This is a genomic window from Pseudomonas sp. PDM13 (assembly GCF_025685765.1).
GTDB lineage: Bacteria > Pseudomonadota > Gammaproteobacteria > Pseudomonadales > Pseudomonadaceae > Metapseudomonas > Metapseudomonas solani.
Map to the genome: position 1 here is coordinate 1 of NZ_JAOTQU010000021.1, position 21,547 is coordinate 21,547.

19 protein-coding genes are annotated in these 21,547 nt (G+C 67.7%); 11 read left to right on the top strand and 8 right to left on the bottom strand.

The features are described 5' to 3' along the window. Positions 1–216: 216 nt before the first annotated feature. On the bottom strand, positions 217–3,066 hold the full coding sequence (rapA, locus tag OEJ36_RS20865) for an RNA polymerase-associated protein RapA (protein WP_263403201.1): 2,850 nt from the start codon (positions 3,064–3,066) through the stop codon (positions 217–219). Positions 3,067–3,222: 156 nt separating this feature from the next. On the opposite strand from rapA, the gene OEJ36_RS20870 reads away from it, so the two are divergent. The 4 genes from OEJ36_RS20870 to ccoM all read left to right on the top strand — a co-directional run bounded on the left by OEJ36_RS20870 (position 3,223) and on the right by ccoM (position 4,593). Then, on the top strand, positions 3,223–3,519 hold the full coding sequence (locus OEJ36_RS20870; RefSeq protein WP_263403202.1) for an aspartate-semialdehyde dehydrogenase: 297 nt from the start codon (positions 3,223–3,225) through the stop codon (positions 3,517–3,519). Positions 3,520–3,560: 41 nt separating this feature from the next. Next, positions 3,561–4,157, top strand: a complete 597-nt coding sequence (locus tag OEJ36_RS20875; protein ID WP_263403203.1) for an alpha-ketoglutarate-dependent dioxygenase AlkB family protein — start codon at positions 3,561–3,563, stop codon at positions 4,155–4,157. Further along, entirely contained in the window at positions 4,154–4,309 is a 156-nt protein-coding gene (locus OEJ36_RS20880) for a hypothetical protein (protein ID WP_021219249.1), read from the top strand. Before OEJ36_RS20875 ends, OEJ36_RS20880 begins: the two co-directional genes overlap by 4 nt. Before the next feature lie 164 nt (positions 4,310–4,473). Next, on the top strand, positions 4,474–4,593 hold the full coding sequence (gene ccoM / locus OEJ36_RS30485) for a cytochrome c oxidase subunit CcoM (protein WP_021219250.1): 120 nt from the start codon (positions 4,474–4,476) through the stop codon (positions 4,591–4,593). A 218-nt stretch (positions 4,594–4,811) separates the two neighbouring features. Here ccoM and OEJ36_RS20885 read toward each other — a convergent pair whose 3' ends face one another. From OEJ36_RS20885 to OEJ36_RS20900, 4 genes are read right to left on the bottom strand one after another with little or no spacing between them, the layout of a single operon-like run. Next, complete coding sequence (locus tag OEJ36_RS20885) at positions 4,812–5,897, bottom strand: ABC transporter permease (RefSeq protein ID WP_263403204.1); 1,086 nt, start codon at positions 5,895–5,897, stop codon at positions 4,812–4,814. Beyond that, positions 5,894–6,841 (bottom strand): ABC transporter ATP-binding protein, encoded by a 948-nt coding sequence (locus OEJ36_RS20890; RefSeq protein WP_263403205.1) that lies wholly within the window; start codon positions 6,839–6,841, stop codon positions 5,894–5,896. The genes OEJ36_RS20885 and OEJ36_RS20890 overlap by 4 nt, the downstream gene beginning before the upstream one ends. Continuing rightward, positions 6,834–7,796: an HlyD family secretion protein gene (locus OEJ36_RS20895; protein ID WP_263403206.1), complete on the bottom strand. Its 963-nt coding sequence runs from the start codon at positions 7,794–7,796 to the stop codon at positions 6,834–6,836. Before OEJ36_RS20895 ends, OEJ36_RS20890 begins: the two co-directional genes overlap by 8 nt. Further along, a complete protein-coding gene (locus OEJ36_RS20900) occupies positions 7,793–8,428 on the bottom strand; it encodes a TetR/AcrR family transcriptional regulator (protein ID WP_263403207.1) in 636 nt (211 codons plus the stop codon). Before OEJ36_RS20900 ends, OEJ36_RS20895 begins: the two co-directional genes overlap by 4 nt. A 175-nt stretch (positions 8,429–8,603) precedes the next feature. On the opposite strand from OEJ36_RS20900, the gene OEJ36_RS20905 reads away from it, so the two are divergent. Genes OEJ36_RS20905 through OEJ36_RS20915 form a run of 3 tightly spaced genes read left to right on the top strand, consistent with a single transcriptional unit; the run spans position 8,604 to position 11,669 of the window. Beyond that, positions 8,604–10,592, top strand: coding sequence for an FUSC family protein (locus OEJ36_RS20905; protein ID WP_263403208.1), 1,989 nt, complete (start codon positions 8,604–8,606; stop codon positions 10,590–10,592). After that, positions 10,579–10,785, top strand: coding sequence for a DUF1656 domain-containing protein (locus OEJ36_RS20910; RefSeq protein WP_043242766.1), 207 nt, complete (start codon positions 10,579–10,581; stop codon positions 10,783–10,785). Before OEJ36_RS20905 ends, OEJ36_RS20910 begins: the two co-directional genes overlap by 14 nt. Positions 10,786–10,796: 11 nt before the next feature. After that, the gene (locus tag OEJ36_RS20915; protein ID WP_263403209.1) at positions 10,797–11,669 is read left to right on the top strand and encodes an HlyD family secretion protein; all 873 of its coding nucleotides are present in this window, start codon (positions 10,797–10,799) and stop codon (positions 11,667–11,669) included. On the opposite strand, the gene OEJ36_RS20920 is transcribed toward OEJ36_RS20915, so the two are convergent. The 3 genes from OEJ36_RS20920 to OEJ36_RS20930 form a co-directional block, all read right to left on the bottom strand. Then, a complete protein-coding gene (locus OEJ36_RS20920; RefSeq protein WP_263403210.1) occupies positions 11,656–12,804 on the bottom strand; it encodes an MFS transporter in 1,149 nt (382 codons plus the stop codon). The genes OEJ36_RS20915 and OEJ36_RS20920 overlap by 14 nt on opposite strands. A 592-nt stretch (positions 12,805–13,396) precedes the next feature. Beyond that, the gene (locus tag OEJ36_RS20925) at positions 13,397–13,867 is read right to left on the bottom strand and encodes a MaoC family dehydratase (RefSeq protein ID WP_021219258.1); all 471 of its coding nucleotides are present in this window, start codon (positions 13,865–13,867) and stop codon (positions 13,397–13,399) included. Next, on the bottom strand, positions 13,864–14,820 hold the full coding sequence (locus OEJ36_RS20930; RefSeq protein ID WP_021219259.1) for an alpha/beta hydrolase: 957 nt from the start codon (positions 14,818–14,820) through the stop codon (positions 13,864–13,866). The genes OEJ36_RS20925 and OEJ36_RS20930 overlap by 4 nt, the downstream gene beginning before the upstream one ends. Before the next feature lie 273 nt (positions 14,821–15,093). Between OEJ36_RS20930 and fadD2 the strand changes: the two genes are divergently transcribed. The 4 genes from fadD2 to OEJ36_RS20950 all read left to right on the top strand — a co-directional run bounded on the left by fadD2 (position 15,094) and on the right by OEJ36_RS20950 (position 21,544). Beyond that, positions 15,094–16,782 (top strand): long-chain-fatty-acid--CoA ligase FadD2, encoded by a 1,689-nt coding sequence (gene fadD2 / locus OEJ36_RS20935; RefSeq protein ID WP_021219260.1) that lies wholly within the window; start codon positions 15,094–15,096, stop codon positions 16,780–16,782. 285 nt (positions 16,783–17,067) lie between these two features. Next, complete coding sequence (gene fadD1, locus OEJ36_RS20940; protein ID WP_263403211.1) at positions 17,068–18,753, top strand: long-chain-fatty-acid--CoA ligase FadD1; 1,686 nt, start codon at positions 17,068–17,070, stop codon at positions 18,751–18,753. A 165-nt stretch (positions 18,754–18,918) separates the two neighbouring features. Continuing rightward, on the top strand, positions 18,919–19,824 hold the full coding sequence (locus OEJ36_RS20945; protein ID WP_263403212.1) for a LysR family transcriptional regulator: 906 nt from the start codon (positions 18,919–18,921) through the stop codon (positions 19,822–19,824). Between the two features lie 187 nt (positions 19,825–20,011). Next, positions 20,012–21,544 (top strand): MFS transporter, encoded by a 1,533-nt coding sequence (locus OEJ36_RS20950; RefSeq protein WP_263403213.1) that lies wholly within the window; start codon positions 20,012–20,014, stop codon positions 21,542–21,544. The last annotated feature ends 3 nt before the right edge of the window (positions 21,545–21,547 follow it).

The following is a 21,547-nucleotide window of genomic DNA, read 5'->3' on the forward strand; positions in this document are numbered from 1 at the left end:
GTTCCTTTTAAGGCGATTGTTAAAAGGGACTCGCCCGGGTGGGCGAAACCAGAAGTACCAGCAAAGCTCGGCAATCAGCTGGGCTCGGATCTCTCTGCCCACATCTGATTTCAGGAAGCTCCCCCGGGCTGAAGCCCGGGCTACCGGAGCAATTTTTTTCCGCTGCACATGAAAAAGCGCGCCGAAGCGCGCTTTTTCGTTTCCCGCGAACCTCGATCAACCCGCCACCAGCACGCGGATCGCCTCCAGGCGCAGGGCGGCTTTTTCCATCAGCGCCAGGCCGTCGTCACGCTGCTTGCGCAGGGCGTCGATCTCGCTGTCGCGGACGCTGGGGTTGACGGCCTTGAGGGCGATCATGCGCGCCAGTTCCTCGTCCAGCTCGGCGGTCAGGCGTTTCACCGCATCGGCCACGCGGGCTTCGTGACGCGGGCGGATCTTCGCTTCGGCGGCGTGGATCTGGGCCGAGAGCACATCGCGCTGGGCCTGGACGAACTTGTTGGCGCTGCCGCGCGGCACGCTTTCCAACTGGTCGTTGAGGGTGTCGAAGGCGACCTTGCTGGCCAGGTCGTTGCCGTTGGCGTCGAGCAGGCAGCGCAGCGCCGCCGGCGGCAGGTAGCGGCCCAGCTGCAGGGAGCGGGGTGCCACCACTTCGCTGACGTAGAGCAGTTCCAGCAACACGGTGCCGGGTTTCAGCGCCTTGTTCTTGATCAGCGCCACCGAGGTGTTGCCCATGGAGCCGGACAGCACCAGGTCCATGCCGCCCTGCACCATGGGGTGTTCCCAGGTGAGGAACTGCATGTCCTCGCGGGACAGCGCCTGGTTGCGGTCGTAGGTGATGGTCACGCCTTCGTCGTCGCCCAGGGGGAAGCCGGCGTCGAGCATCTTCTCGCCCGGCTTGAGCACCAGGGCGTTCTCGGAGTGGTCCTCGCTGTCGATGCCGAAGGCGTCGAACAGCGCTTCCATATAGATGGGCAGGGCGAACTCGTCGTCCTGCTCGTGGATGGCTTCCACCAGGGCCTGGCCTTCGCCGGTGCCGCCGGAGTTGAGTTCCAGCAGGCGGTCGCGGCCGGCGTGCAGTTCGCCTTCCAGGCGCTTGCGCTCGGCTTCGGCCTCGTCCACCAGGGCCTGCCATTGCTCGTCGTCACCGCCGTCCAGCAGCGGCAGCAGGCGCGGGCCGAACTGGTGCTGCAGGGCGTTGCCGGTGGGGCAGGTGGCGAGGAAGGCGTTGAGGGCCTGGTTGTACCACTGGAACAGGCGCTCTTGCGGGCTGGTTTCCAGGTAGGGCACGTGCATCTGGATGGTGTGCTTCTGGCCGATACGGTCGAGACGGCCGATGCGCTGTTCCAGCAGGTCCGGGTGGGCCGGCAGGTCGAACAGCACCAGGTGATGGGAGAACTGGAAGTTGCGGCCTTCGCTGCCGATCTCGGAGCAGATCAGCACTTGGGCGCCGAACTCCTCGTCGGCGAAGTAGGCCGCCGCACGGTCGCGCTCGAGGATGCTCATGCCTTCGTGGAACACGGTGGCAGGGATGCCGGAGCGCACGCGCAGGGCGTCTTCCAGGTCCAGGGCGGTCTCGGCGTGGGCGCAGATCACCAGCACCTTGAACTTCTTGAGCATCTTCAGGGTGTCGATCAGCCACTCGACGCGGGGGTCGAAGCGCCACCAGCGCTCGGCTTCATCACCGCTTTCCTGCTGCGCCTGGAAGCTGACTTCCGGGTACAGGTCGGGGTGCTCGCCCACCGGCAGCTCCATGTATTCCACGGGGCTCGGCAGCGGGTAGGGGTGCAGGTTGCGCTCGGGGAAGCCTTGCACTGCGGCGCGGGTGTTGCGGAACAGAAGACGGCCGGTGCCGTGGCGGTCCAGCAGCTCGCGCACCAGGCGCGCAGCGGCTTCGCTGTCGCCATCGGTGACGGCGGCCAGCAGGGCTTCGCCCTCGGCACCGAGGAAGCCGGAGATGGTGGCGTGGGCGCCGGGGGACAGGCGGCCCTGGTCCAGCAGCTCCTGCACCGCTTCGGCGATCGGCTTGTAGTTGGCGCTTTCGGCGCGGAAGGCTTCCAGGTCATGGAAGCGCGCCGGGTCGAGCAGGCGCAGGCGGGCGAAGTGGCTGTCCTGGCCCAGCTGTTCCGGGGTGGCGGTGAGCAGCAGCACGCCGGGGATGACCTCGGCCAGTTGCTCCACCAGGCGGTATTCATCGCTGGCCTGTTCCGGGTGCCAGACCAGGTGGTGGGCTTCGTCCACCACCAGCAGGTCCCAGCCGGCGGCGAAGGCGGCGTCCTGGGCCTTCTCGCTGTCCTTCAGCCACTCCAGGGAGACCAGCGCCAGTTGCGCGTCCTCGAAGGGGTTGCTGGCGTCGCTCTCGAGGAAGCGCTCGGCGTCGAACAGGGCGACCTGCAGGTTGAAGCGGCGGCGCATCTCCACCAGCCATTGGTGCTGGAGGTTCTCCGGCACCAGGATCAGCACGCGGTTGGCGCGGCCCGAGAGCAACTGGCGATGAATCACCAGGCCGGCCTCGATGGTCTTGCCCAGGCCCACTTCGTCCGCCAGCAGTACGCGCGGGGCCACGCGGTCGGCCACTTCACGGGCGATGTGCAGCTGGTGGGCGATGGGTTGTGCGCGGGCGCCACCCAGGCCCCAGAGGGAGGACTGCAGCAGGCGGCTCTGGTGTTGCAGGGTGTGGTAGCGCAGGCCGAACCAGTTCATCGGGTCGATCTGCCCGGCGAACAGGCGGTCGCTGGCCAGGCGGAACTGGATGAAGTTGGAGAGCTGGGTTTCCGGCAGGGTGCGTTCTTCGTGCTGCGCGGTGAGGCCGTGATAGACCAGCAGGCCGTCGATGTCGTCGACTTCCTGGACGGTCAGTTTCCAGCCGTCGAAGTGGGTGATCTCGTCGCCCGGCGCGAAGCGCACGCGGGTCAGGGGCGCATTGCGCAAGGCGTACTGGCGGGTTTCGCCCGTGGCCGGGTAGAGCACTGTAAGCAGGCGTCCATCCGATGCCAGGATGGTCCCGAGCCCCAGTTCCGCTTCGCTGTCACTGATCCAGCGTTGCCCCGGTTGGTACTGCTGCGCCATGCGTCTCTCCCACCATGCAAAAAAGCCGGCAAGTTTAACGGAACGCCGTGCCAAGAGCGACGGGACTTGCGCTCCATATGTCTGTTGCAGTGTAGCGAGCGGCGCTAAAGTAGTGACTCGCCCTGCCGACAGGCTGATGAGAGGAGGGCCAAAACCATGTTGCCGCCTATACCCCATAGCCTGGTGCCCGTGACCGCCCAGCAGGACGTGATCAAGCCACGCCCCGACATTCCGCCCGTCACCCCGGCTAAGGAAGGCTCCGAGGAAAGCGCCATCGGCCTGGACCGGCGCCACCCCCAGGAGGCCGAGGAACTGCTTCGCGAGGAGCAGCGCCGCCGCCAGCGCCGTGGCTACACCGCCGAAGAGATCGCCGAGGGCGATGTCGAGCAGGCCGACGAAGAAGTGATCGAGCAGCTCCCGCGCCAGGGGCTGTGGGTGGATGTGGAAGTCTGAGGCGCGCATGATCCCCTGCCCGCACCTGCTCGGTTGACCCCGTGGACCTGTTCGACGACATCCCCCTGGACCTGCCCGACGGCCACCTGCGTTACGAACCCCACTGGCTGGCCGCCGAAGAAGCCGACGAATGGCTGGCCCGGCTGCGCGAAGAAACCCCCTGGGAGCAACCCAGCGTCCACCTGCATGGCCGCGACTACCCGGTGCCCCGCCTGCTTGCCTGGTACGGCGACCCCGAGGCCGGCTACCGCTACTCCGGCCTGGTGCACCGGCCGCTGCCCTGGACGCCGCTGCTGGCGCAGATCCGCGAGCGCCTGCAGCAGACCGTCGGCCAGCCGCTGAACGGTGCGCTGCTCAACTACTACCGCGACGGCCAGGATTCCATGGGCTGGCACAGCGACGACGAGCCCGAGCTGGGCCGCGACCCGCTTATCGCTTCGCTCAACCTCGGCGGAACTCGGCGTTTCGACCTGCGTCGTAAGGGCAGTGGGCGCATCGAGCATTCATTGCAGCTCGGCCATGGCGCGCTGCTGGTCATGAGCGGCCCGACACAGCATCATTGGCAGCATCAGGTGGCGAAGACCCGCAGCCCTTGCGACCCTCGCCTGAATCTCACCTTCCGCTGGATCCGTTCATGAGCAATGACGAGAAACTGGTCGACTTCGGCGCCGAGCGTGACAAACGCATCCATGACCTGCACGAGAAACGCCTGAACGATGTGCGCAACGCCTTCGAGCAGGCCATGCCCCTGGGCAAGTCGAAAAAGCCGCGCAAGCCGAAAAAACGCTGAAACCCTCCGCTGTACCCCCCCTTTAAATTGACCTGGATCAGTTCCCCAACGGCCTTGCCGGTGGGGCTCTGCGCCTATTGATCCAGATCAATTTCCCCTTCCCGGTGCGGGCTTACCTTTGACCCATCGAAACACGGAACGCCACAAGAGAAGGAGGCACTCAAATGTTCATCGATGTAGTGGTTCTCGCCGGTATCGGGACCGTAGGTCTGATGGTCGCCTTCCTTGGAGGGTTCGGATATTTCATCTGGAAGGACTCCCACAAGCGCAACAAGAAGGCTTGAGTTCACCAGGTTCACAGGCACGCAAGGCACCTCGGGCGACTTCGGTCGCCCTTTTTTTCGTCCACGATTTTTACCCCGTGATGGCCCAAACCTTCACGTAGGGCGGGTGAAACCCGCGCGCGCTCTTGCTCCTACGGCTACGTGTGAAACCGCGAGGTCCCCCGTAGCCCGGGCTTCAGCCCGGGAATCCCCACCCGCACAGGGCCCAGGCCCGCCTCTCAATCCAGCCGCTTGTGCACCCGTGATACGGCGACGCCGAGCATCACCGCGGTGAAGGCCACCAGCGCCGCCATCTCCATCCACAACTCGGCCAGCGTGGCGCTGCGCAGCATGATGCCCCGCGCCAGGCGCAGGAAGTGGGTGAGCGGCAGCACCTCGGCGATCCACTGGGCGATGCGCGGCATGCCGGCGAAGGGGAACATGAAGCCCGACAGCAGTATCTGCGGCAGGAAGGTGAAGAAGGCCATCTGCATCGCCTGGAACTGGCTCTGTGCCAGGGTGGAGATGAACACGCCCAGGGTCAGGCTGGCGAAGATGAACAGCAGCGCCGCCGCGTAGAGCGCCAGCAGCGAACCGCGCACCGGCACTTCGAACAGCAGCAGGCCGACGATGAGGATCACCGTCACCTGCACCAGGCCGATGCCGACGAAGGGCAGCACCTTGCCGATGGTCAGCTCCCAGGGCGAGACCGGCGTGGTGATCAGCATCTCCATGTTGCCGCGCTCGCGTTCGCGCACCAGGGCGATGGCGGTGAACAGCACCATGGTCATGGTCAGGATCACCCCGATCAGCCCCGGCACCGTGTTCAGCGGTGCCAGGCGCTCGGGGTTGTAGAAGTTCACCACCGACATCGCCTGGTTGCTGCGCCAGCCCTCCAGCGGGAAGCCCGCCAGTTGCCGGGCCGAGGCCTGCACCACCTGGTCGGAGCCATCCACCACCAGTTGCAGTGGTGGGCGCTCCGGGTCCTGGCGCTGGACGCGCGCTTCGAAATCCCGGGGGACCACCAGCGCGGCGCTGATGCGCCCGGCACGCAGCAACTGGTCGATCTCCTGGGGGCTGCCCAGGTGGTAGCGGAAGTTCACCACCTGGCTGGAGCCGATCTCCGCCACCGCCTCGCGGGAGCGGGCGGTGTTGGCCTGGTCCAGCACCGCGGCGTCGAGGCCGCGCACATCCATGTTGATGGCGTAGCCGAACAGCACCAGCTGCATGATGGGGATGCCGACGATCATGGCGAAGGTCAGGCGGTCGCGGCGCAACTGGCGCAGCTCCTTGAGGACGATGGCGCCCAGGCGGTGCAGGTTCATCGCGCAGCCTCCGCCTTCTGCAGCGGCTGGTGGGTGACGGTGACGAAGACGTCCTCCAGGTTCGGCTCGGTCTCCTTCACCTCGGCCTCCACACCCTGCTCGGCCAGGCGCCGGGCGATGCGTTCATGGGCGTCGGCCTCGGCGCTGAGCACCCGCAGCGAGGCGCCGATCTGGGCCATGGCGATCACCTCTTCCGCCCCCTGCAGCGCCCGTTGCGCCTGGCGTGGCTGCGCGCATTCGATCAGCAGCGGGTGGCCGGGCAGGGCGCCCATCAGCTCGGCCGGGCTGCCGTCGGCCACCAGGCGCCCGGCGTCGAGGATGCCCAGGCGCGTGCAGCGCTCGGCTTCGTCCATGTAGTGGGTGGACACCAGCAGCGTGGTGCCGGCCTCGGCCAGCTCGAACAGCGAATCCCAGAATTCCCGTCGCGATTGCGGGTCCACCGCGCTGGTGGGCTCGTCGAGCAGCAGCAGGTCGGGCTTGTGCAGCACCGCGCCGGCCAGCGCCAGGCGTTGCTTCTGGCCGCCGCTGAGGGTACCGGCGAGCTGCTTGCGGCGGTCCGCCAGCCAGTAGCGCTCCAGCAGTTCATCGATGCGCTGGCGCCCTTCGCTGCGGGGCAGGCCTTGTACGGCGGCGAGGAATTCCAGGTTTTCGCCGATGGTCAGGTCTTCGTAGAGGGAGAACTTCTGCGTCATGTAGCCGATACGCCGCTTCAGCGCCTCGGCGTCGCGGGGAATCTGGCAGCCGAGCACCTCGATCTCGCCTTCGCTGGGCAGCAGCAGGCCGCAGAGCATGCGGATGGTGGTGGACTTGCCGCAGCCGTTGGGACCGAGGAAGCCGAACACCTCGGCGCGGTTCACCTGGAGGTTGAGCCCGTCCACCGCCGCCAGCTGGCCGAAGCGCTTGGTCAGGCCGCGCGCGCGGATCACCGCCTCGCCGTCACTCATCGCCCGGGCGCTCCGCGTGCAGCGGCAGGCCGGCGGGCAGGCGCGCGGCGAGTTCGCCTTCCAGCACCAGTTCGGCGCGGTACACCAGGCGGCTGGCGTCGCTGCCGGTCAGGGCGTAGTAGGGGGTGAAACTGGCCTCGCTGGCGATGCTGCGCACCCGCCCGCTGAACAGGCCGTCGACGCCCTCGATGCCCACCTGCAGGCGGTCGCCGATGGCGATGCGCGAGCGCAGCGGCGCGGGGATGAACAGCCGCGCATAGGGCGTCTCGCCCACCAGCAGGCTGGCCACCTCGGCATTCGCCGGTGGCTGGTCACCGGGGCGGAAGGGCAGGGCATCGACCCGGCCGGCGCGGGGTGCGCGTATGTCCAGGTGCTCGCGGTCCACCTGCAGGCGCGCCAGCTCGGCACGGGCCGTCTGCAGCTCGGCATCGGCCTGGGCCAGTTGTTCCGGGCGGGTGCCGTTGGTGAGTTCGCGCAGCTGCGCATCGGCGTTCTTCACTGCGGCATCGGCCTGGTCGCGGCTGGCGCGGGCGCGGTCACGTTCGGCGATGGCCACCTGGCCCCGTGCATAGAGGGCGGCGACCCGCTGGTAGTTGCGCCCGGCTTCGGTGGCATCGGCGCGGTTGCGCACCAGGGTGGCGCGGGCGGCGTCGATGCTTTCCTGGCGGGCGCCGTTGCTCAGCTCATCCAGGCGCGCCTGGGCCTGGGCCACCTGGCCCCGTGCCTGGTCCAGGCGGGCGTCGAGGCGACGCGGGTCCAGCTCCAGCAGCAGTTGCCCGGCCTGTACCGAATCGCCTTCGGCCACCTTCCAGTCGAGGATGGTTTCCGAGGCCTCGGCGGGCACGCCGATACGGTCCCACTCCAGGGTGCCGAGCAGCGGTTCGCTGTCGCGACGGTCGCAACCGCCCAGCAGGGCCAGGCAAAGCAGGCCGGGAATGAAGGTGCGGGCGGTCATGGCGATACCTCCAGGCCGCGTTCGAGTAGGGCCAGGGTGTGGTTGACCAGGGCGTCGTTGCCGATTTCCGGGTTGGCGAAGATGCCGCGCCAGAGCGGTGCTGCCGCGTGGGGCAGCATGGTCAGGCCGATCAGCGAGACCACCAGCAGGCGCGGGTCGAGGTCCTTGTTGAGGGCGCCGCGGGCCTGGGCGGCGGCGAAGCGCTGGGCCAGCAGCACCGGAATCAGCGGGGCGATGCGCTGGGGCAGCTGCCCGCGCAGCACACCGCCTTCGCAGAGGATCTCGCGCACCCACAGCGGTGGAATCCAGGGGTGCTCTTCCACCGTGGCGCTGATGCCGCGCACGAACAGGCGCACCAGCTCCAGGGGATCGTCGCCAGCCTCCTGCAGGCGCGCGGCCAGGGCGCGGATCAAGGGCAGGAAGCGCTCCTCCACCACCGCATCCACCAGGCGCTGCTTGTTGCCGAAGTAGTAGTTGACCATCGCCGGCGTCACCCCGGTGCTCTGGGCGATGCCGCGCAGGCTGCTGGCATTGATGCCCTGGTGGGCGAAGGCGTCGCAGGCGGTGTCCAGCAGGCGTTCACGCTGCTGGGCTTCACCGCTGGGGCGGCCGGGGGCGCGGGGAGTGGTCATGGGGCTGTCCTGGGAGGCGATGAAATTATTTAAATACTCATTTAATTAATTTTCAATGGGCAGTTCTACGATCTGCTGGACGGCAATTAGATAGCTTGCTAATAATTGTCGTCGTTGAATTCATCACCGGCCGAAGCGGCCTATCCTTCTGGCAATTTCCTTCAAGGTTCTGCGCGTGCGCGATTCTCTGCGGGCGTTCGTCGCCCCCGACATCCCGGCTCTCCAGTTCGCCATCAAGACCCTCCTGGGTGGGGGGCTGGCGCTCTGGTGTGCGCTGCGTTTCGGCCTGGAGCAACCGCAGTGGGCCCTGATGACGGCCTTCATCGTCGCCCAGCCGCTGTCCGGCATGGTGGTGCAGAAGGGCCTGGCGCGGTTGCTCGGCACCCTGGTCGGTACCGTGATGGCGGTGGTGGCGATGGCCCTGTTCGCGCAGACGCCCTGGCTGTTCATCCTCGCCCTGGCCACCTGGCTGGGGCTGTGCACCGCCGCCTCGACCATGCTGCGCAGCGCCTGGTCCTATTCATTCGTGCTGGCGGGTTACACGGTGGCGATCATCGGCCTGCCGGCCATCGCCCACCCGCTCACCGTGTTCGACCAGGCGGTGGCGCGCTGCACCGAGATCTGCCTCGGCATCATCTGCGCCACCGCCGTCAGTGCGCTGGTGTGGCCGCAGCGGGTGGAACGCCAACTGGCGCGCCAGGCCGGGGATGCCTGGAACGCCGGCATCGCCGCCGCGCGCTCGGCCCTGCGCGGCGAACCCCATGAGCGCCAGGGCCTGCTCGGGGTACTGGGGCGCATCGTCGCCGTGGACGCCCAGCGCGAGCACGCCTGGTTCGAAGGCAACCGTGGCCGCCAGCGTGCCGCCGCCCTGCGTGTGCTCAGCCGCGACCTGCTCAGCCTGCTGCGCCTGGCCCGGGGCGTGGCGCGGCAGTGGCGGCAGCTATCAGCGGGGGAGGCCGAACGCCTGGCGCCCTGGATGGAGGAGGTGCAGCGGCTGCTCGCCGAGCCCGATGACGCGGCCTCCGAAGCCCTGGGCCAGCGCCTGCTGGACGCCGCCGAAGCCGACGGCCTGGTGCCCGTGCAGCAATACTGTCTGGGCCGCCTGGCGGTGATGCTGCGGCAGATGCGTGCCGCCGCTGCGGCCCTGGGTGCGGTGGAACGTGGCGAGGCGCCGGACGATGCCGGGGCGCCGCTGTCCTGGCACCGCGACCTGCCCACCGCGCTGCTCTACGGCCTGCGCAGCAGCGTGGCCTTCATCGGCCTGGCGTCGTTCTGGCTGGCCACCGCCTGGACTTCCTCGGTGGGTGCGCTGACCCTCACTTGTGTGGTCTGCAGCCTGTTCGCCAGCCGCGAGAACGCCGAGCAGATCGGCTTCATGTTCCTGCGCGGCATCCTCTACGCGCTGCCGGTGGCCTTCTTCATCGGCCAGGTGGTGCTGCCGCAGATGAGCGGCTTCCCGTTGCTCTGCATGGCCCTCGGCGTGCCGCTGTTCTTCGGCGCCCTGGGTATGGCCAAGCCGGCGCTGGGGGCGACCTCGACCTCCTTCTGCCTGCACTTCATCGTGCTTTGCGCGCCGCAGAACACCATGCATTTCGACGTGGCACTGTTCCTCAACGAGGCCATCGCCATCCTCCTGGGCGTCGGCTTCGCAGTGCTGGTGTTCCGCGTCATCGTGCTCACCAACCCGGGCTGGCACGGGCGGCGCCTGCTCAAGGCCACCTTCCATGACCTGGGCCGCCTCACCCACCGAGCGCTGGTGGGCGCCGAGAACTGGTTCGGCGGGCGCATGGCCGACCGCCTGCTGCAACTGGCGCGGCACTACCCGGCGTTGCCCAGCCAATCGCGCAACCGCTGGGACGATGGCATCACCAGCCTCGATATCGGCGACGAACTGCTGCACCTGCGCCGTTGCCTGGCCGCCGGCGAGCGCTCCATCGAAGCCTCCGAGGCGCGCTTCCTGCGCAGCATCGAGCCCCTGCTGGAGCGCGGTCCCGCCGCCTCCCTGGCGGGGGCGATGGACGAGCCTTCGGAACAACTGATCCAGGCGCTGCGCCAGGCCGGCAGCAGCATCGACCGGCGCCTGGCCCAGGCGGCCCTGCTGCAGCTGCGGCAGAGCTGGCGCCAATGGTGTGAACAACAGGAGGCGAGCCATGGGCTTGCGTGAGTGGTCCCTGGGCGGCGTGTTGCTGAGCCCCATTCTGATGTATGCGCTGGCGGCGCTGCTGGTGACGGGCGTGTTGCGCCTGGCCCTGCAGCGTGTCGGCATGGCGCGCTGGATCTGGCACGAAGCGTTGTTCGACTGTGCCCTGTATGTCTGTGTCCTGTCGTTGCTGGTCGCCTGGTTCGGGCACTGGTGAAGGAGAAACCCATGCGTTCCACCCTGCGTATCGTTATCACCCTGGCCTTGGTCGCCGCTGCCCTCGTCGGCGGCTGGAGCCTCTGGCAGCACTACATGCTCTCGCCCTGGACGCGCGATGCGCGCATCCGCGCCGAGGTGGTGGTGATCTCGCCGGACGTCTCCGGCTGGGTCGTCGACCTCAAGGTCCACGACAACCAGCAGGTGAAGGCCGGCGACCTGCTGCTCAGCGTCGACCGCGAGCGCTACCAGGCCGCGCTGGAAAAGGCCCACGCCGTGGCCGACACCCGCCAGCAGCAACTGCGCCTGCGTGAACACGAGGCTTCGCGCCGTGCCCACCTGGGGCCCCAGGCGATCAGCGCCGAGTTGAAGGAGAATGCGCAGATCACCGCCGACATCGCCCGGGGCGAGTACCGCCAGGCCCAGGCCGACGTGAAGGTCGCCGAACTCAACCTGGCCCGCAGCGAGGTGCGCGCGCCGCGCAGCGGGCAGGTCACCAACCTGCGCCTGGCCCAGGGCAACTACGCCAACGCCGGCCAGCCGGTAATGGCGCTGGTGGATGACGCCTCCTTCTATGTGCAGGCCTATTTCGAGGAAACCAAGCTGCCGGGGATCAAGGTCGGCGCACCGGTGAAGATCTGGCTGATGAGCGCAGGCCGTGCCCTGACCGGCACGGTGGAGAGCATCAGCCGCGGCATTACCGACCGCAACGCCAGCCCCGACGGCCAGTTGCTGGCCAACGTCGAACCCACCTTCAACTGGGTGCGCCTGGCCCAGCGCATTCCGGTGCGGATCAAGCTCGACCCGGTGCCGGACGACATCCAGCTCAGCGCCGGGATGACCGCCAGCGTCACCGTTGGGGATGAAACCATCATCCAGGAATGACCTGCGGCGCCCGTCGCGCCAGCAGCGCGCAGGCCAGGGCGGCGGCCACCAGCAGGCAGCCGACCCAGGGCGTCAGCAGCAGGTCGCGGTGCGCGGCCAGGCCCCCCACCGCGCCGCCGAGGGCCACGCCCAGGTGCATCGCCGAGCTGTTCACCGCTACCGCCGCTTCGGCGCTCTGCGGGTGGCGGGCCAGCAGGTAGCTCTGCACCACCGGCGAGATCATCCAGCTCAGCGCACTCCAGGCCATCAGCAGCGGCACCGACAGCGGGCCGCCCACGGCCAGGGCCAGGCTGGCGAGGGCCAGCAGGAACAGGCCGGGCACGCCCACCAACGCCCGTTGCGGGGCCACCCGGTCCACCAGCAGCCCGCCGAGCCAGCCACCGCTCACCGCGGCCACGCCGAACAGCAGGAACATCAAGCCGCTGTCACCGGCACCGCTGGCCTGCCCGGTGGCCAGCAGCCAGGGGCCGAGGAAGGCGAACAGGCAGAAGTGCCCGCCGATCATCAGCACCGAAACGCCGTGCCCCAGCGCCAGGGCCGGGTGGCCGAGTTGCAGGCGCCAGGCGCTCCAGCCGGGGAGGGCGTCGGCGTGGCCGGTGGGCAGCAGGCGGTGCAGCAGCCAGGCCAGGGGCAGGGAGTACAGGCCGATGCCGGCGAACACCCAGCGCCAGCCGAAGGCGTCGCTGACCAGGATGCCCAGGGGCACCCCCAGCACCAGCGCGGCACTGACGCCCATGAACACCAGGCCGATGGCGCGCCCCCGGAATTCCGGCGCGGCGATGCGTGTCGCCTGGGTGGTGGCCAGCACCAGGATCAGCCCGCAGCAGGCGGCCATGGCCACCCGTGTCAAGGCCAGGGTGGCGTAGCCGGGGCTCAGGGCCGCCAGCAGGTTGGCCAGGGCGAAACCCAGCAGCGCCAGGCACAGCAGGCGCCGCCGCTCCAGGGCACGGGTCGCCCACCACAGCAGCGGCGCGGCGATGGCCAGGGTGAGGGAAAACAGGCTGGTGAGCTGGCCGGCGGCGGCCACTTCCACGCCGAGGTCACGGGCGAGCTGCGGCAGGATGCCGACGACGATGTTCTCGTCGAGGCCGACGGCGAAGGCGGTAAAGGCGAGCAGGGCGAGGCGAAGATCCATGGCGATCCGAAATTCCCGGTGGGCAGGTTTCGGGCGCGTGGCCTTCGGTTATCCCTGTTGAGGTGATGAGCCCCGATTCTTCGGCAGCTCCGAGTGGAATTCAAGCACCGTTGGGAAGTCGGGTGCGGATCGATACGGGGAGACGTTGGGCCTCGTCACCACCTGACCCGCCCTACGAAAGCTATCGCTCGTGGTACCTACGAGTGCTGATGCGCACATCAATATGAGGTGCGGGGCACCGAAGTTGAAGCATCCGCCAAATGCCCCCTTTCAGGAGGCCGAACGCAGTCGTTGCGCAGGGGGACGAGTGGCATGGATGCCGCGAGAGGCGCGACTGGCCATGGATGGCCCTTCGCGCCGGCCCCCGGAGCAGCGATGGAGTGAGGGAAGTCTGGCGACAGCCAGACCCGTATGTCGGGGGCGAGTTTTTTGGTTCCTTTTCAACGATTGGAAAAGGGACTCGCCCGGGTGGGCGAAACCAAAAGTACCAGCGATGCTCGGCAATCTACTGGGCCCGAGACTCTCCGGCCACGCGGAAAGACCCAACGAAAAAGCCCGGCAATTGCCGGGCTTTTCATCACGCCTGCGGGGCTCAGCCGATGGTGATCGGCGGCAGCTCCGGCAGTTCGATGGCGAGGGACTGCTTGGGCGCGAGGACTTCTGCCTCGCCGTCCACCACCTGTTCGGCGTTCTGGTTGAACACGCGGGTGGCGATGCGCACGCGGTTCTTCGGCAGCTTCTCGAGGATTTCCAGTTCCACGGTCAGGGCGTCGCCGAGCTTCACCGGGCGGGTGAACTTCAGTTGCTGGCCGAGGTAGATGGTGCCCGGGCCGGGCAGCTCGCAGGCGATGGCCGCGCTGATCAGGGCGCCGCTGAACATGCCGTGGGCGATGCGCTCCTTGAAGATCGTGCCGGCCGCGTACTCGGCGTCCAGGTGCACCGGGTTGCGGTCGCCGGAGAGGGCGGCGAACAGCTGGATGTCACGCTCTTCCACGGTCTTGGCGTAGCTGGCCTTCTGGCCGACTTCGAGGGCGTCGTAGGTGAAGTTGGTTACCTGGGTCATGGGGTGTCCTTGTTCGGTTGGCAGTAGCGACTGTGGGCAAGGGCATGCTCCAGCCAGTCGAGCAGGTGGGCCGTCACCTCGTCACGGTTGGTCTCGTTGAGCAGCTCGTGGCGGGCGTCCGGGTAGATTTTCAGTTGCACGTCCTTGATCCCGGCCTCGCGCAGGGCGCGGGCGAGGTCGTCCAGGCGGCGGCCGTCGCTGACCGGGTCGCGTGCGCCGCCCACCACCAGCAGCGGCAGGTCGGGGTCGATCTGCGCCAGGTGCTTGACCGGGGTGATGTTCTGAAGCCCGCCGAGCAGGTCGAGCCACAACTGGTTGGTGCAGCGGAAGCCGCACAGCGGGTCGTTGACGTACTTGTCCACTTCGTCCGGGTCGCGGCTGAGCCAGTCGAAGGCGGTGCGGTTGGGCTTGAAGGCCTTGTTGAACGAGCCGAAGGAGAGGAACTCGATCAGCGCGCTGCGGCCGTTGGCACCCTGGCGCCAGCGCTCCAGGCGGGCCACCAGGGCGCCGCTGCGGTACAGCGACACCGGCTGGTAGTTGGAACCCGAGAGGATCGCCCCCTGCAGGCTGCAGCTGTGCTGCATCAGGTAGGCCTGGCCGATGTAGCTGCCCATGCTGTGGCCGAGGAGGAAGATCGGCGCTTGCGGGTGTTGCTGGCGGATGTGGTGGTTGAGGCTGGCCAGGTCGCCGATCACCTTGTTCCAGCCGTCGTGCTCGGCATACAGCCCGAGGATGCCGTGCTGGGCGGTGCGGCCGTGGCCGCGCTGGTCATGCACGTAGAGCTCCAGGCCCGCTGCCACCAGGGCCTGGCCCAGGCGTGCGTAGCGGCCGCCGTGCTCGGCCATGCCGTGGGCGACCATCACCACGGCCCGGGGCTGGGCGTCGCCGCTCCAGCGGTTGACGTGCAGTGAGGCGCCGTCGCTGGCGGTGAGCCAGAAAGCATCGTGGTGCATGGCCAATCCTTGTGGCGTTGGGTATCGACGCATTGTGCACGGGCGGCCCGGCGGCGCAAAGCTCACCGGGTGGCTGACCGCACGGTTCCCGCTGGGACCGTACGGGCAGGGCGCAGGGAAGGGGCATCGGGCCGCTCAGGCGTGGGCCATTGCGGCAAGATTCACACTGTCTATGACGCGCTCCCGAGTATTTGCGTACGGGTGCGGACCTGCTAATTTCCGGGCAGTCCCGCACGCGGGCCAGACACATTCAGGGCAAAGAGGATAAGAACAATGCAACCTGATTTCTGGAGCGACAAACGCCCTGCTGGCGTACCCGACCAGATCGACCTGACCGCCTATCGCTCGGTGATCGAGGTCTTCGAACGTTCCTGCAAGAAATTCGCCGACCGACCGGCCTTCAGCAATCTCGGCGTCACCCTGACCTACGCCGAGCTGGACCGCCTCTCCGGCGCCTTCGCCGCGTACCTGCAGAAGCACACCGACCTCAAGCCGGGCGACCGCATCGCGGTGCAGATGCCCAACGTGCTGCAGTACCCGATCGCCGTGTTCGGCGCCCTGCGCGCCGGGCTCATCGTGGTCAACACCAACCCGCTGTACACCGCCCGCGAGATGCGCCACCAGTTCAAGGACGCCGGCGTGCGGGCACTGGTCTACGTCAACCTGTTCGGCAAGCTGGTGCAGGAAGTGCTGCCGGACACCGAAATCGACTACCTGATCGAAGCGCGCATGGGTGACATGCTGCCGAGCCTCAAGGGCTGGCTGGTCAACACCGTGGTGAAGAAGGTCAAGAAGATGGTCCCCGACTTCCACCTGCCCCAGGCGGTGTCCTTCAAGGCCGCGCTGAAGCAGGGCCAGGGCCATGCGCTGAAACCGGTGAAGGTGAGCCTGGACGACATCGCCGTGCTGCAGTACACCGGCGGCACCACGGGCGTGGCCAAGGGCGCGATGCTCACCCACGGCAACCTGGTGGCCAACATGCAGCAGGTGGACGCCTGCCTGTCGCAGCTCGGCCCGGACGGCCAGCCGCTGATGAAGCAGGGCCAGGAGATCATGATCGCGCCGCTGCCGCTCTATCACATCTATGCCTTCACCGCGAACTGCATGTGCATGATGGTCAACGGCAACCACAACGTGCTGATCACCAACCCGCGCGACATCCCCGGCTTCGTCAAGGAACTGAAGAAGTGGCGCTTCTCCGCGCTGCTGGGCCTCAACACCCTGTTCGTCGCGCTGATGGACCACCCCGAGTTCAAGGACCTGGACTTCTCCAACCTCAAGGTCACCAACTCCGGCGGCACCGCCCTGGTGAAGGCCACCGCCGAACGCTGGCAGGCCATGACCGGCTGCTCGGTGGTGGAGGGCTACGGCCTCACCGAAACCTCCCCGGTGGCCAGCACCAACCCCTACGGCACCCTGGCGCGCCTGGGCACCGTGGGCATCCCGGTACCGGGCACCGCCTTCAAGGTGATCGATGACGACGGCGCCGAGCTGCCCCTGGGCGAGCGCGGCGAGCTGTGTATCAAGGGCCCGCAGGTGATGAAGGGCTACTGGCAGCGCGAGGAGGCCACCGCCGAGGTGCTCGACGCCGAAGGCTGGCTGAAGACCGGCGACATCGCGGTGATCGACCCGGACGGCTACGTGCGCATCGTCGACCGCAAGAAGGACCTGATCATCGTCTCCGGCTTCAACGTCTACCCTAACGAGATCGAGGACGTGGTCATGGCCCACCCGAAGGTGGCCAGCTGCGCCGCCATCGGCGTGCCGGACGACAAGTCCGGCGAGGCGGTGAAGCTGTTCGTCGTGGCCCGCGAGGGCGGCCTCAGCGTCGACGAGCTGAAGGCCTACTGCAAGGCCAACTTCACCGGCTACAAGGTGCCCAAGCACATCGTCCTCAAGGATGCCCTGCCGATGACGCCGGTCGGCAAGATCCTCCGTCGCGAACTGCGCGACATCGCCTGACCCTTCCCCCCATCCCCGGCCCGCGAGGGCCGGCGGATGCGCTGCGATCCCTCTGCGACGCCTTCTGCACGCTGTTTAGAGAAACTACTCTAAAGATGACCAGAGTCATTGCATTCGGTCATTTTAATGACTGATAAGGCCTTCTTTGGCTCTGGTCGCCCATTTGCAAAGCTGCTACTCTCGGCGCGTTTTTTTGCCCTGGAAAGGGCTTGAACGACTGCACAGAACACAACAAACAACTGCCTCCGGCAGTGAAGATCAGCTGTTGCTTAGGAGTGGGCTTCCATGACCGAAAATTTCTGGAAGGACAAGTATCCAGCAGGCATTCCTGCGGAAATCAATGCCGACGCGTATCCCAATATCCAGGCGGTATTGAAAGAGTCCTGCCAACGCTTTGCCGACAAGCCCGCTTTCAGCAACCTGGGCAAGACCATCACCTACGGTGAGCTCTACGAGCTGTCCGGCGCCTTCGCGGCCTACCTGCAACAGAACACCGACCTGCAACCCGGCGATCGCATCGCCGTGCAGCTGCCGAACGTGCTGCAGTACCCCGTGGTGGTCTTCGGTGCCCTGCGCGCCGGCCTCACCGTGGTCAACACCAACCCGCTCTACACCGCGCGGGAGATGGAGCACCAGTTCAACGACTCCGGCGCCAAGGCCCTGGTCTGCCTGGCCAACATGGCCCACCTGGCCCAGGACGTACTGCCGCGCACCGGCATCAAGCACGTCGTGGTCACCGAAGTCGGCGACATGCTGCCGGCGCTCAAGCGCCTGCTGGTCAACAGCGTCGTCAAGTACGTGAAGAAGATGGTCCCGGCCTTCCACCTGCCCCAGGCGGTGAAGCTCAACGATGCCCTGGCCAAGGGCCGTGGCAAGCCGGTCAAGGATGCCTCCCCGGCAGCGGGCGACATCGCCGTGCTGCAGTACACCGGCGGCACCACAGGCGTGGCCAAGGGAGCGATGCTCACCCACCGCAACCTGATCGCCAACATGCTGCAGTGCAAGGCACTGATGGGCGCCAACCTCAATGAAGGTTGCGAGGTGCTGATCACGCCGCTGCCGCTGTACCACATCTACGCCTTCACCTTCCATTGCATGTCCATGATGCTGACCGGCAACCACAACGTGCTGATCAGCAACCCGCGTGACCTGCCGACCATGGTGAAGGAGCTGTCCAACTGGAAGTTCACCGGCTTCGTGGGGCTCAACACCCTGTTCGTCGCCCTGTGCAACAACGAGGACTTCCGCAAGCTCGACTTCTCCGCCCTGAAGCTGACCCTGTCCGGCGGCATGGCCCTGCAACTGGCCGCGGCCGAGCGCTGGAAAGAAGTCACCGGTTGCGCCATCTGCGAAGGCTTCGGCATGACCGAGACCAGCCCGGTGGTGTCGGTGAACCCGTTCCAGAGCATCCAGATCGGCACCATCGGCATCCCGGTCCCCTCGACCGAGTGCAAGGTGGTCGACGACGAGGGCAATGACCTCGCCATCGGCGCCATCGGCGAGCTCTGCGTCAAGGGCCCGCAGGTGATGAAGGGCTACTGGCAGCGCCAGGACGCCACCGACGAGATCCTCTCGGCGGACGGCTGGCTGAAGACCGGTGACATCGGCCTGATCCAGGAAGACGGCTACATGCGCATCGTCGACCGCAAGAAGGACATGATCCTGGTCTCCGGTTTCAACGTGTACCCGAACGAGCTCGAAGACGTGCTCGCCACCCTGCCGGGCGTGCTGCAATGCGCCGCCATCGGCATCCCGGACGAGAAGTCCGGCGAGGCGATCAAGGTCTTCGTGGTAGTCAAGCCGGGCGCCAACCTGACCAAGGACGAGGTGATGCAGCACATGCGCGCCAACGTCACCGGTTACAAGATGCCCAAGGCCGTCGAGTTCCGTGACAGCCTGCCGACCACCAACGTCGGCAAGATCCTGCGCCGTGAACTGCGTGACCAGGAACTGAAGAAGCTCAAGGGCTGATCCGTTCCGCCCTGAACAAGCCCCGCCTCGGCGGGGCTTTTTCTTTTCTGCGGACCCGTAGGTTGGCGCCGAGCGCAGCGAGGCCCAACGATGCGGTGCCACGCCTCGACGCCCCATTTCCCGCCCGCTAGAGTGCCGACTCTTGCGACCGCCCTGGAGCCGGCCATGCCCTTGCCCGATCTCAACCTGCTGGTAGCCCTGGACGTGCTGCTCGACGAAGGCAGCGTCGCCGGGGCCGCGCGGCGCATGCACCTGAGCGCACCGGCCATGAGCCGGACCCTGGCGCGCATCCGCGAGGCGGTGGGCGACCCGATCCTGGTGCGTGCCGGTCGCGGCCTGGTGCCCACGCCCCGGGCGCTGGAGCTGCGCGAGCAGGTGCGCGACCTGGTGGAGCGCGCCAGCGGCCTGTTCCATGCCGACCAGGTGGACCTCTCCGGCCTGGAGCGCACCTTCAACATCCGCACCAACGACATCTTCATGGTCTGCTACGGCGGCCGCCTGTTCGAACTGGCCCACCGCGAAGCACCCGGGGCCGTGCTGCGCTTCGTCCCGGAGATCGACGGCGACGACGACGCCATGCGCGCCGGGCGCATCGACCTGATGATCGGCGCCTCGCTCACCCTGCCGCCGGAGATCAAGTCCCAGGGCCTGTTCGAATGCCGCTTCACCGGCCTGGTGCGCGAGGGCCACCCGGTGCTGGAAGGCCCCCTCGACGCCCAGCGCTTCGCCACCTTCGAGCAGATCAGCGTCTCCCGCCGTGGCCTGGCCCGGGGCCCCATCGACCAGGCGCTGGCCGAGCTGGGCCTGTCGCGCAAGGTGGTGATGATCGCCCCCAGCTTCTTCTCCGCCGTGCTGGCCATGCTGGAGTCCGACCTGATCCTGCCGATGCCGGACCCCGTGGTCGCCACCTGCCGGCGCCTCGGCCTGCCCCTGCGCGCCTTCGACATCCCCCTGCCGCTGGAGACGGTGCGGGTGCGCCAGTCCTGGCACCCGCGCTTCGACAGCGACCCGGCCCACCGCTGGTTGCGCGGCCTGATCAAGCGCTGCTGCGAGGAAGGCCTGCCCGGCTGATCGCTCCTGTGAGGCGCCTGTCCTGCTGGGAGGGGTGCTCGCTTATTCGTGCGTTAAGCGCACTCGTAAATTAGAAATATTGCAATTTTCGGCATGCCATGGCCGCCCATAGACTTCCCGCGTATCCCTGAAACCCGGAAGTCCCCATGTCTTGCATGCACTCGCGCGCCAGCGGAGCACCGCTCCGATGAACGCGCCCCTGTCCCTGCCCCAGGCTGCCGCCAAGCCCGCCGCTGCACCGGTGCCGACGCCCTTCGGGCTGCGCATCGTCGTCGGCCTGGTGGGCGTGTTGCTGGCGGTGCTGGTGGCCGGCTTCAACGAAAACGTCACCAAGGTCGCCCTGGCCGATATCCGCGGGGCCATGGGCATCGGCCGTGACGAAGGCACCTGGCTGCTGGCGCTCTACGCCGCGCCCTCGGTCTGCGCCATGGCCTTCGCCCCCTGGTTCTCGGTGACCTTCTCCCTGCGCCGTTTCACCCTCGCGGCCATCGGCGCCTTCATGGTGCTGGGCCTGCTCAGCCCCCTGGCGCCCAACCTGCAGTGCCTGATGGCCCTGCGCGCCTTGCAGGGCCTGGCCGGCGGGGCGCTGCCGCCGATGCTGATGACCGTGGCACTGCGCTTCCTGCCCGCCAACATCAAGCTCTACGGCCTGGCCGGCTACGCCCTGACCGCCACCTTCGGCCCCGGCCTGGGCACGCCGCTGGCGGCCTTCTGGGTGGAGGTCGTCGGCTGGCGCTGGGCCTTCTGGCAGATCATGCCCCTGAGCCTGCTGGCCCTGGCTGCCGTGTCCTGGGGGCTGCCCCAGGACCCGCTGCGCCTGGAACGCTTCCGCCAGTTCGATTGGCTGGGCCTGCTGTTGGGCTTCCCGGCGCTGTCGATGCTGGTGGTCGGCCTGGTGCAGGGCGACCGCCTGGACTGGTTCGAGTCGCCGCTGATCTGCCTGCTGCTGGGCGGGGGCTCGGTGCTGCTGGTGCTGTTCCTGCTCAATGAATGGAAGCACCCGCTGCCCTTCTTCAAGCTCCAGCTGCTCAAGCTGCGCAACCTCAGCTTCGCCCTGTTCGTGCTGGGTGGCGTGCTCTTCGTGCTGCTCGGGGTTATCAGCGTGCCCTCCGCCTACCTGGCCCAGGTGCAGGGCTACCGGCCGCTGCAGAGCGCCCCGGTGTTCCTGGTGGTGGCCCTGCCGCAACTGCTGGCACTGCCCCTGGTGGCGGCCCTGTGCAACCTGCGCTGGGTGGACTGCCGCTGGGTGCTGGCCTGCGGCCTGGCCATGCTCGCCGTCGCCTGCTGGCTGGGTGCCGGGCTGACCTCGGCCTGGGCCCGCGAGGACTTCTACCTGGTGCAGGCGCTGCAGATCTTCGGCCAGCCCATGGCGGTGCTGCCGCTGCTGATGCTCTCCACCGGCAGCATCACGCCACCGGACGGCCCCTTCGCCTCGGCCTGGTTCAACACCATCAAGGGCTTCGCCGCCGTGCTCGCCGGGGGCGTGCTGGAAGCCCTCGGCACCCTGCGTCTGCACCTGCATTCCACCCAGCTGGTGGATCGCCTGGGCAGCAGCCCGCTGCTGGAGGAGGGCGCGCAACTGGCCCGCCGCGTCCACCAGCAGGCCTCGGTGCTGGCCTCCGCCGACCTCTACCTGTGCCTGGCCGTTCTGGCGGCCGCACTGATCATCGCCATCCCCTTCGTGCCCACGCGCATCTACCCGCCGCGTGCCCCGAGCTAACGG

Bases quoted from the DNA above. Each gene is read 5' to 3' on its own strand.
- fadD1 (WP_263403211.1), top strand. From the start codon at position 17,068: ATGACCGAAAATTTCTGGAAGGACAAGTATCCAGCAGGCATTCCTGCG.
- OEJ36_RS20945 (WP_263403212.1), top strand. From the start codon at position 18,919: ATGCCCTTGCCCGATCTCAACCTGCTGGTAGCCCTGGACGTGCTGCTC.
- OEJ36_RS20930 (WP_021219259.1), bottom strand. From the start codon at position 14,820: ATGCACCACGATGCTTTCTGGCTCACCGCCAGCGACGGCGCCTCACTG.
- rapA (WP_263403201.1), bottom strand. From the start codon at position 3,066: ATGGCGCAGCAGTACCAACCGGGGCAACGCTGGATCAGTGACAGCGAA.
- OEJ36_RS20925 (WP_021219258.1), bottom strand. From the start codon at position 13,867: ATGACCCAGGTAACCAACTTCACCTACGACGCCCTCGAAGTCGGCCAG.
- OEJ36_RS20895 (WP_263403206.1), bottom strand. From the start codon at position 7,796: ATGACCGCCCGCACCTTCATTCCCGGCCTGCTTTGCCTGGCCCTGCTG.
- OEJ36_RS20885 (WP_263403204.1), bottom strand. From the start codon at position 5,897: ATGAACCTGCACCGCCTGGGCGCCATCGTCCTCAAGGAGCTGCGCCAG.
- OEJ36_RS20950 (WP_263403213.1), top strand. From the start codon at position 20,012: ATGAACGCGCCCCTGTCCCTGCCCCAGGCTGCCGCCAAGCCCGCCGCT.
- OEJ36_RS20870 (WP_263403202.1), top strand. From the start codon at position 3,223: ATGTTGCCGCCTATACCCCATAGCCTGGTGCCCGTGACCGCCCAGCAG.
- fadD2 (WP_021219260.1), top strand. From the start codon at position 15,094: ATGCAACCTGATTTCTGGAGCGACAAACGCCCTGCTGGCGTACCCGAC.
- OEJ36_RS20915 (WP_263403209.1), top strand. From the start codon at position 10,797: ATGCGTTCCACCCTGCGTATCGTTATCACCCTGGCCTTGGTCGCCGCT.
- OEJ36_RS20900 (WP_263403207.1), bottom strand. From the start codon at position 8,428: ATGACCACTCCCCGCGCCCCCGGCCGCCCCAGCGGTGAAGCCCAGCAG.
- OEJ36_RS20880 (WP_021219249.1), top strand. From the start codon at position 4,154: ATGAGCAATGACGAGAAACTGGTCGACTTCGGCGCCGAGCGTGACAAA.
- ccoM (WP_021219250.1), top strand. From the start codon at position 4,474: ATGTTCATCGATGTAGTGGTTCTCGCCGGTATCGGGACCGTAGGTCTG.
- OEJ36_RS20890 (WP_263403205.1), bottom strand. From the start codon at position 6,841: ATGAGTGACGGCGAGGCGGTGATCCGCGCGCGCGGCCTGACCAAGCGC.
- OEJ36_RS20920 (WP_263403210.1), bottom strand. From the start codon at position 12,804: ATGGATCTTCGCCTCGCCCTGCTCGCCTTTACCGCCTTCGCCGTCGGC.
- OEJ36_RS20910 (WP_043242766.1), top strand. From the start codon at position 10,579: ATGGGCTTGCGTGAGTGGTCCCTGGGCGGCGTGTTGCTGAGCCCCATT.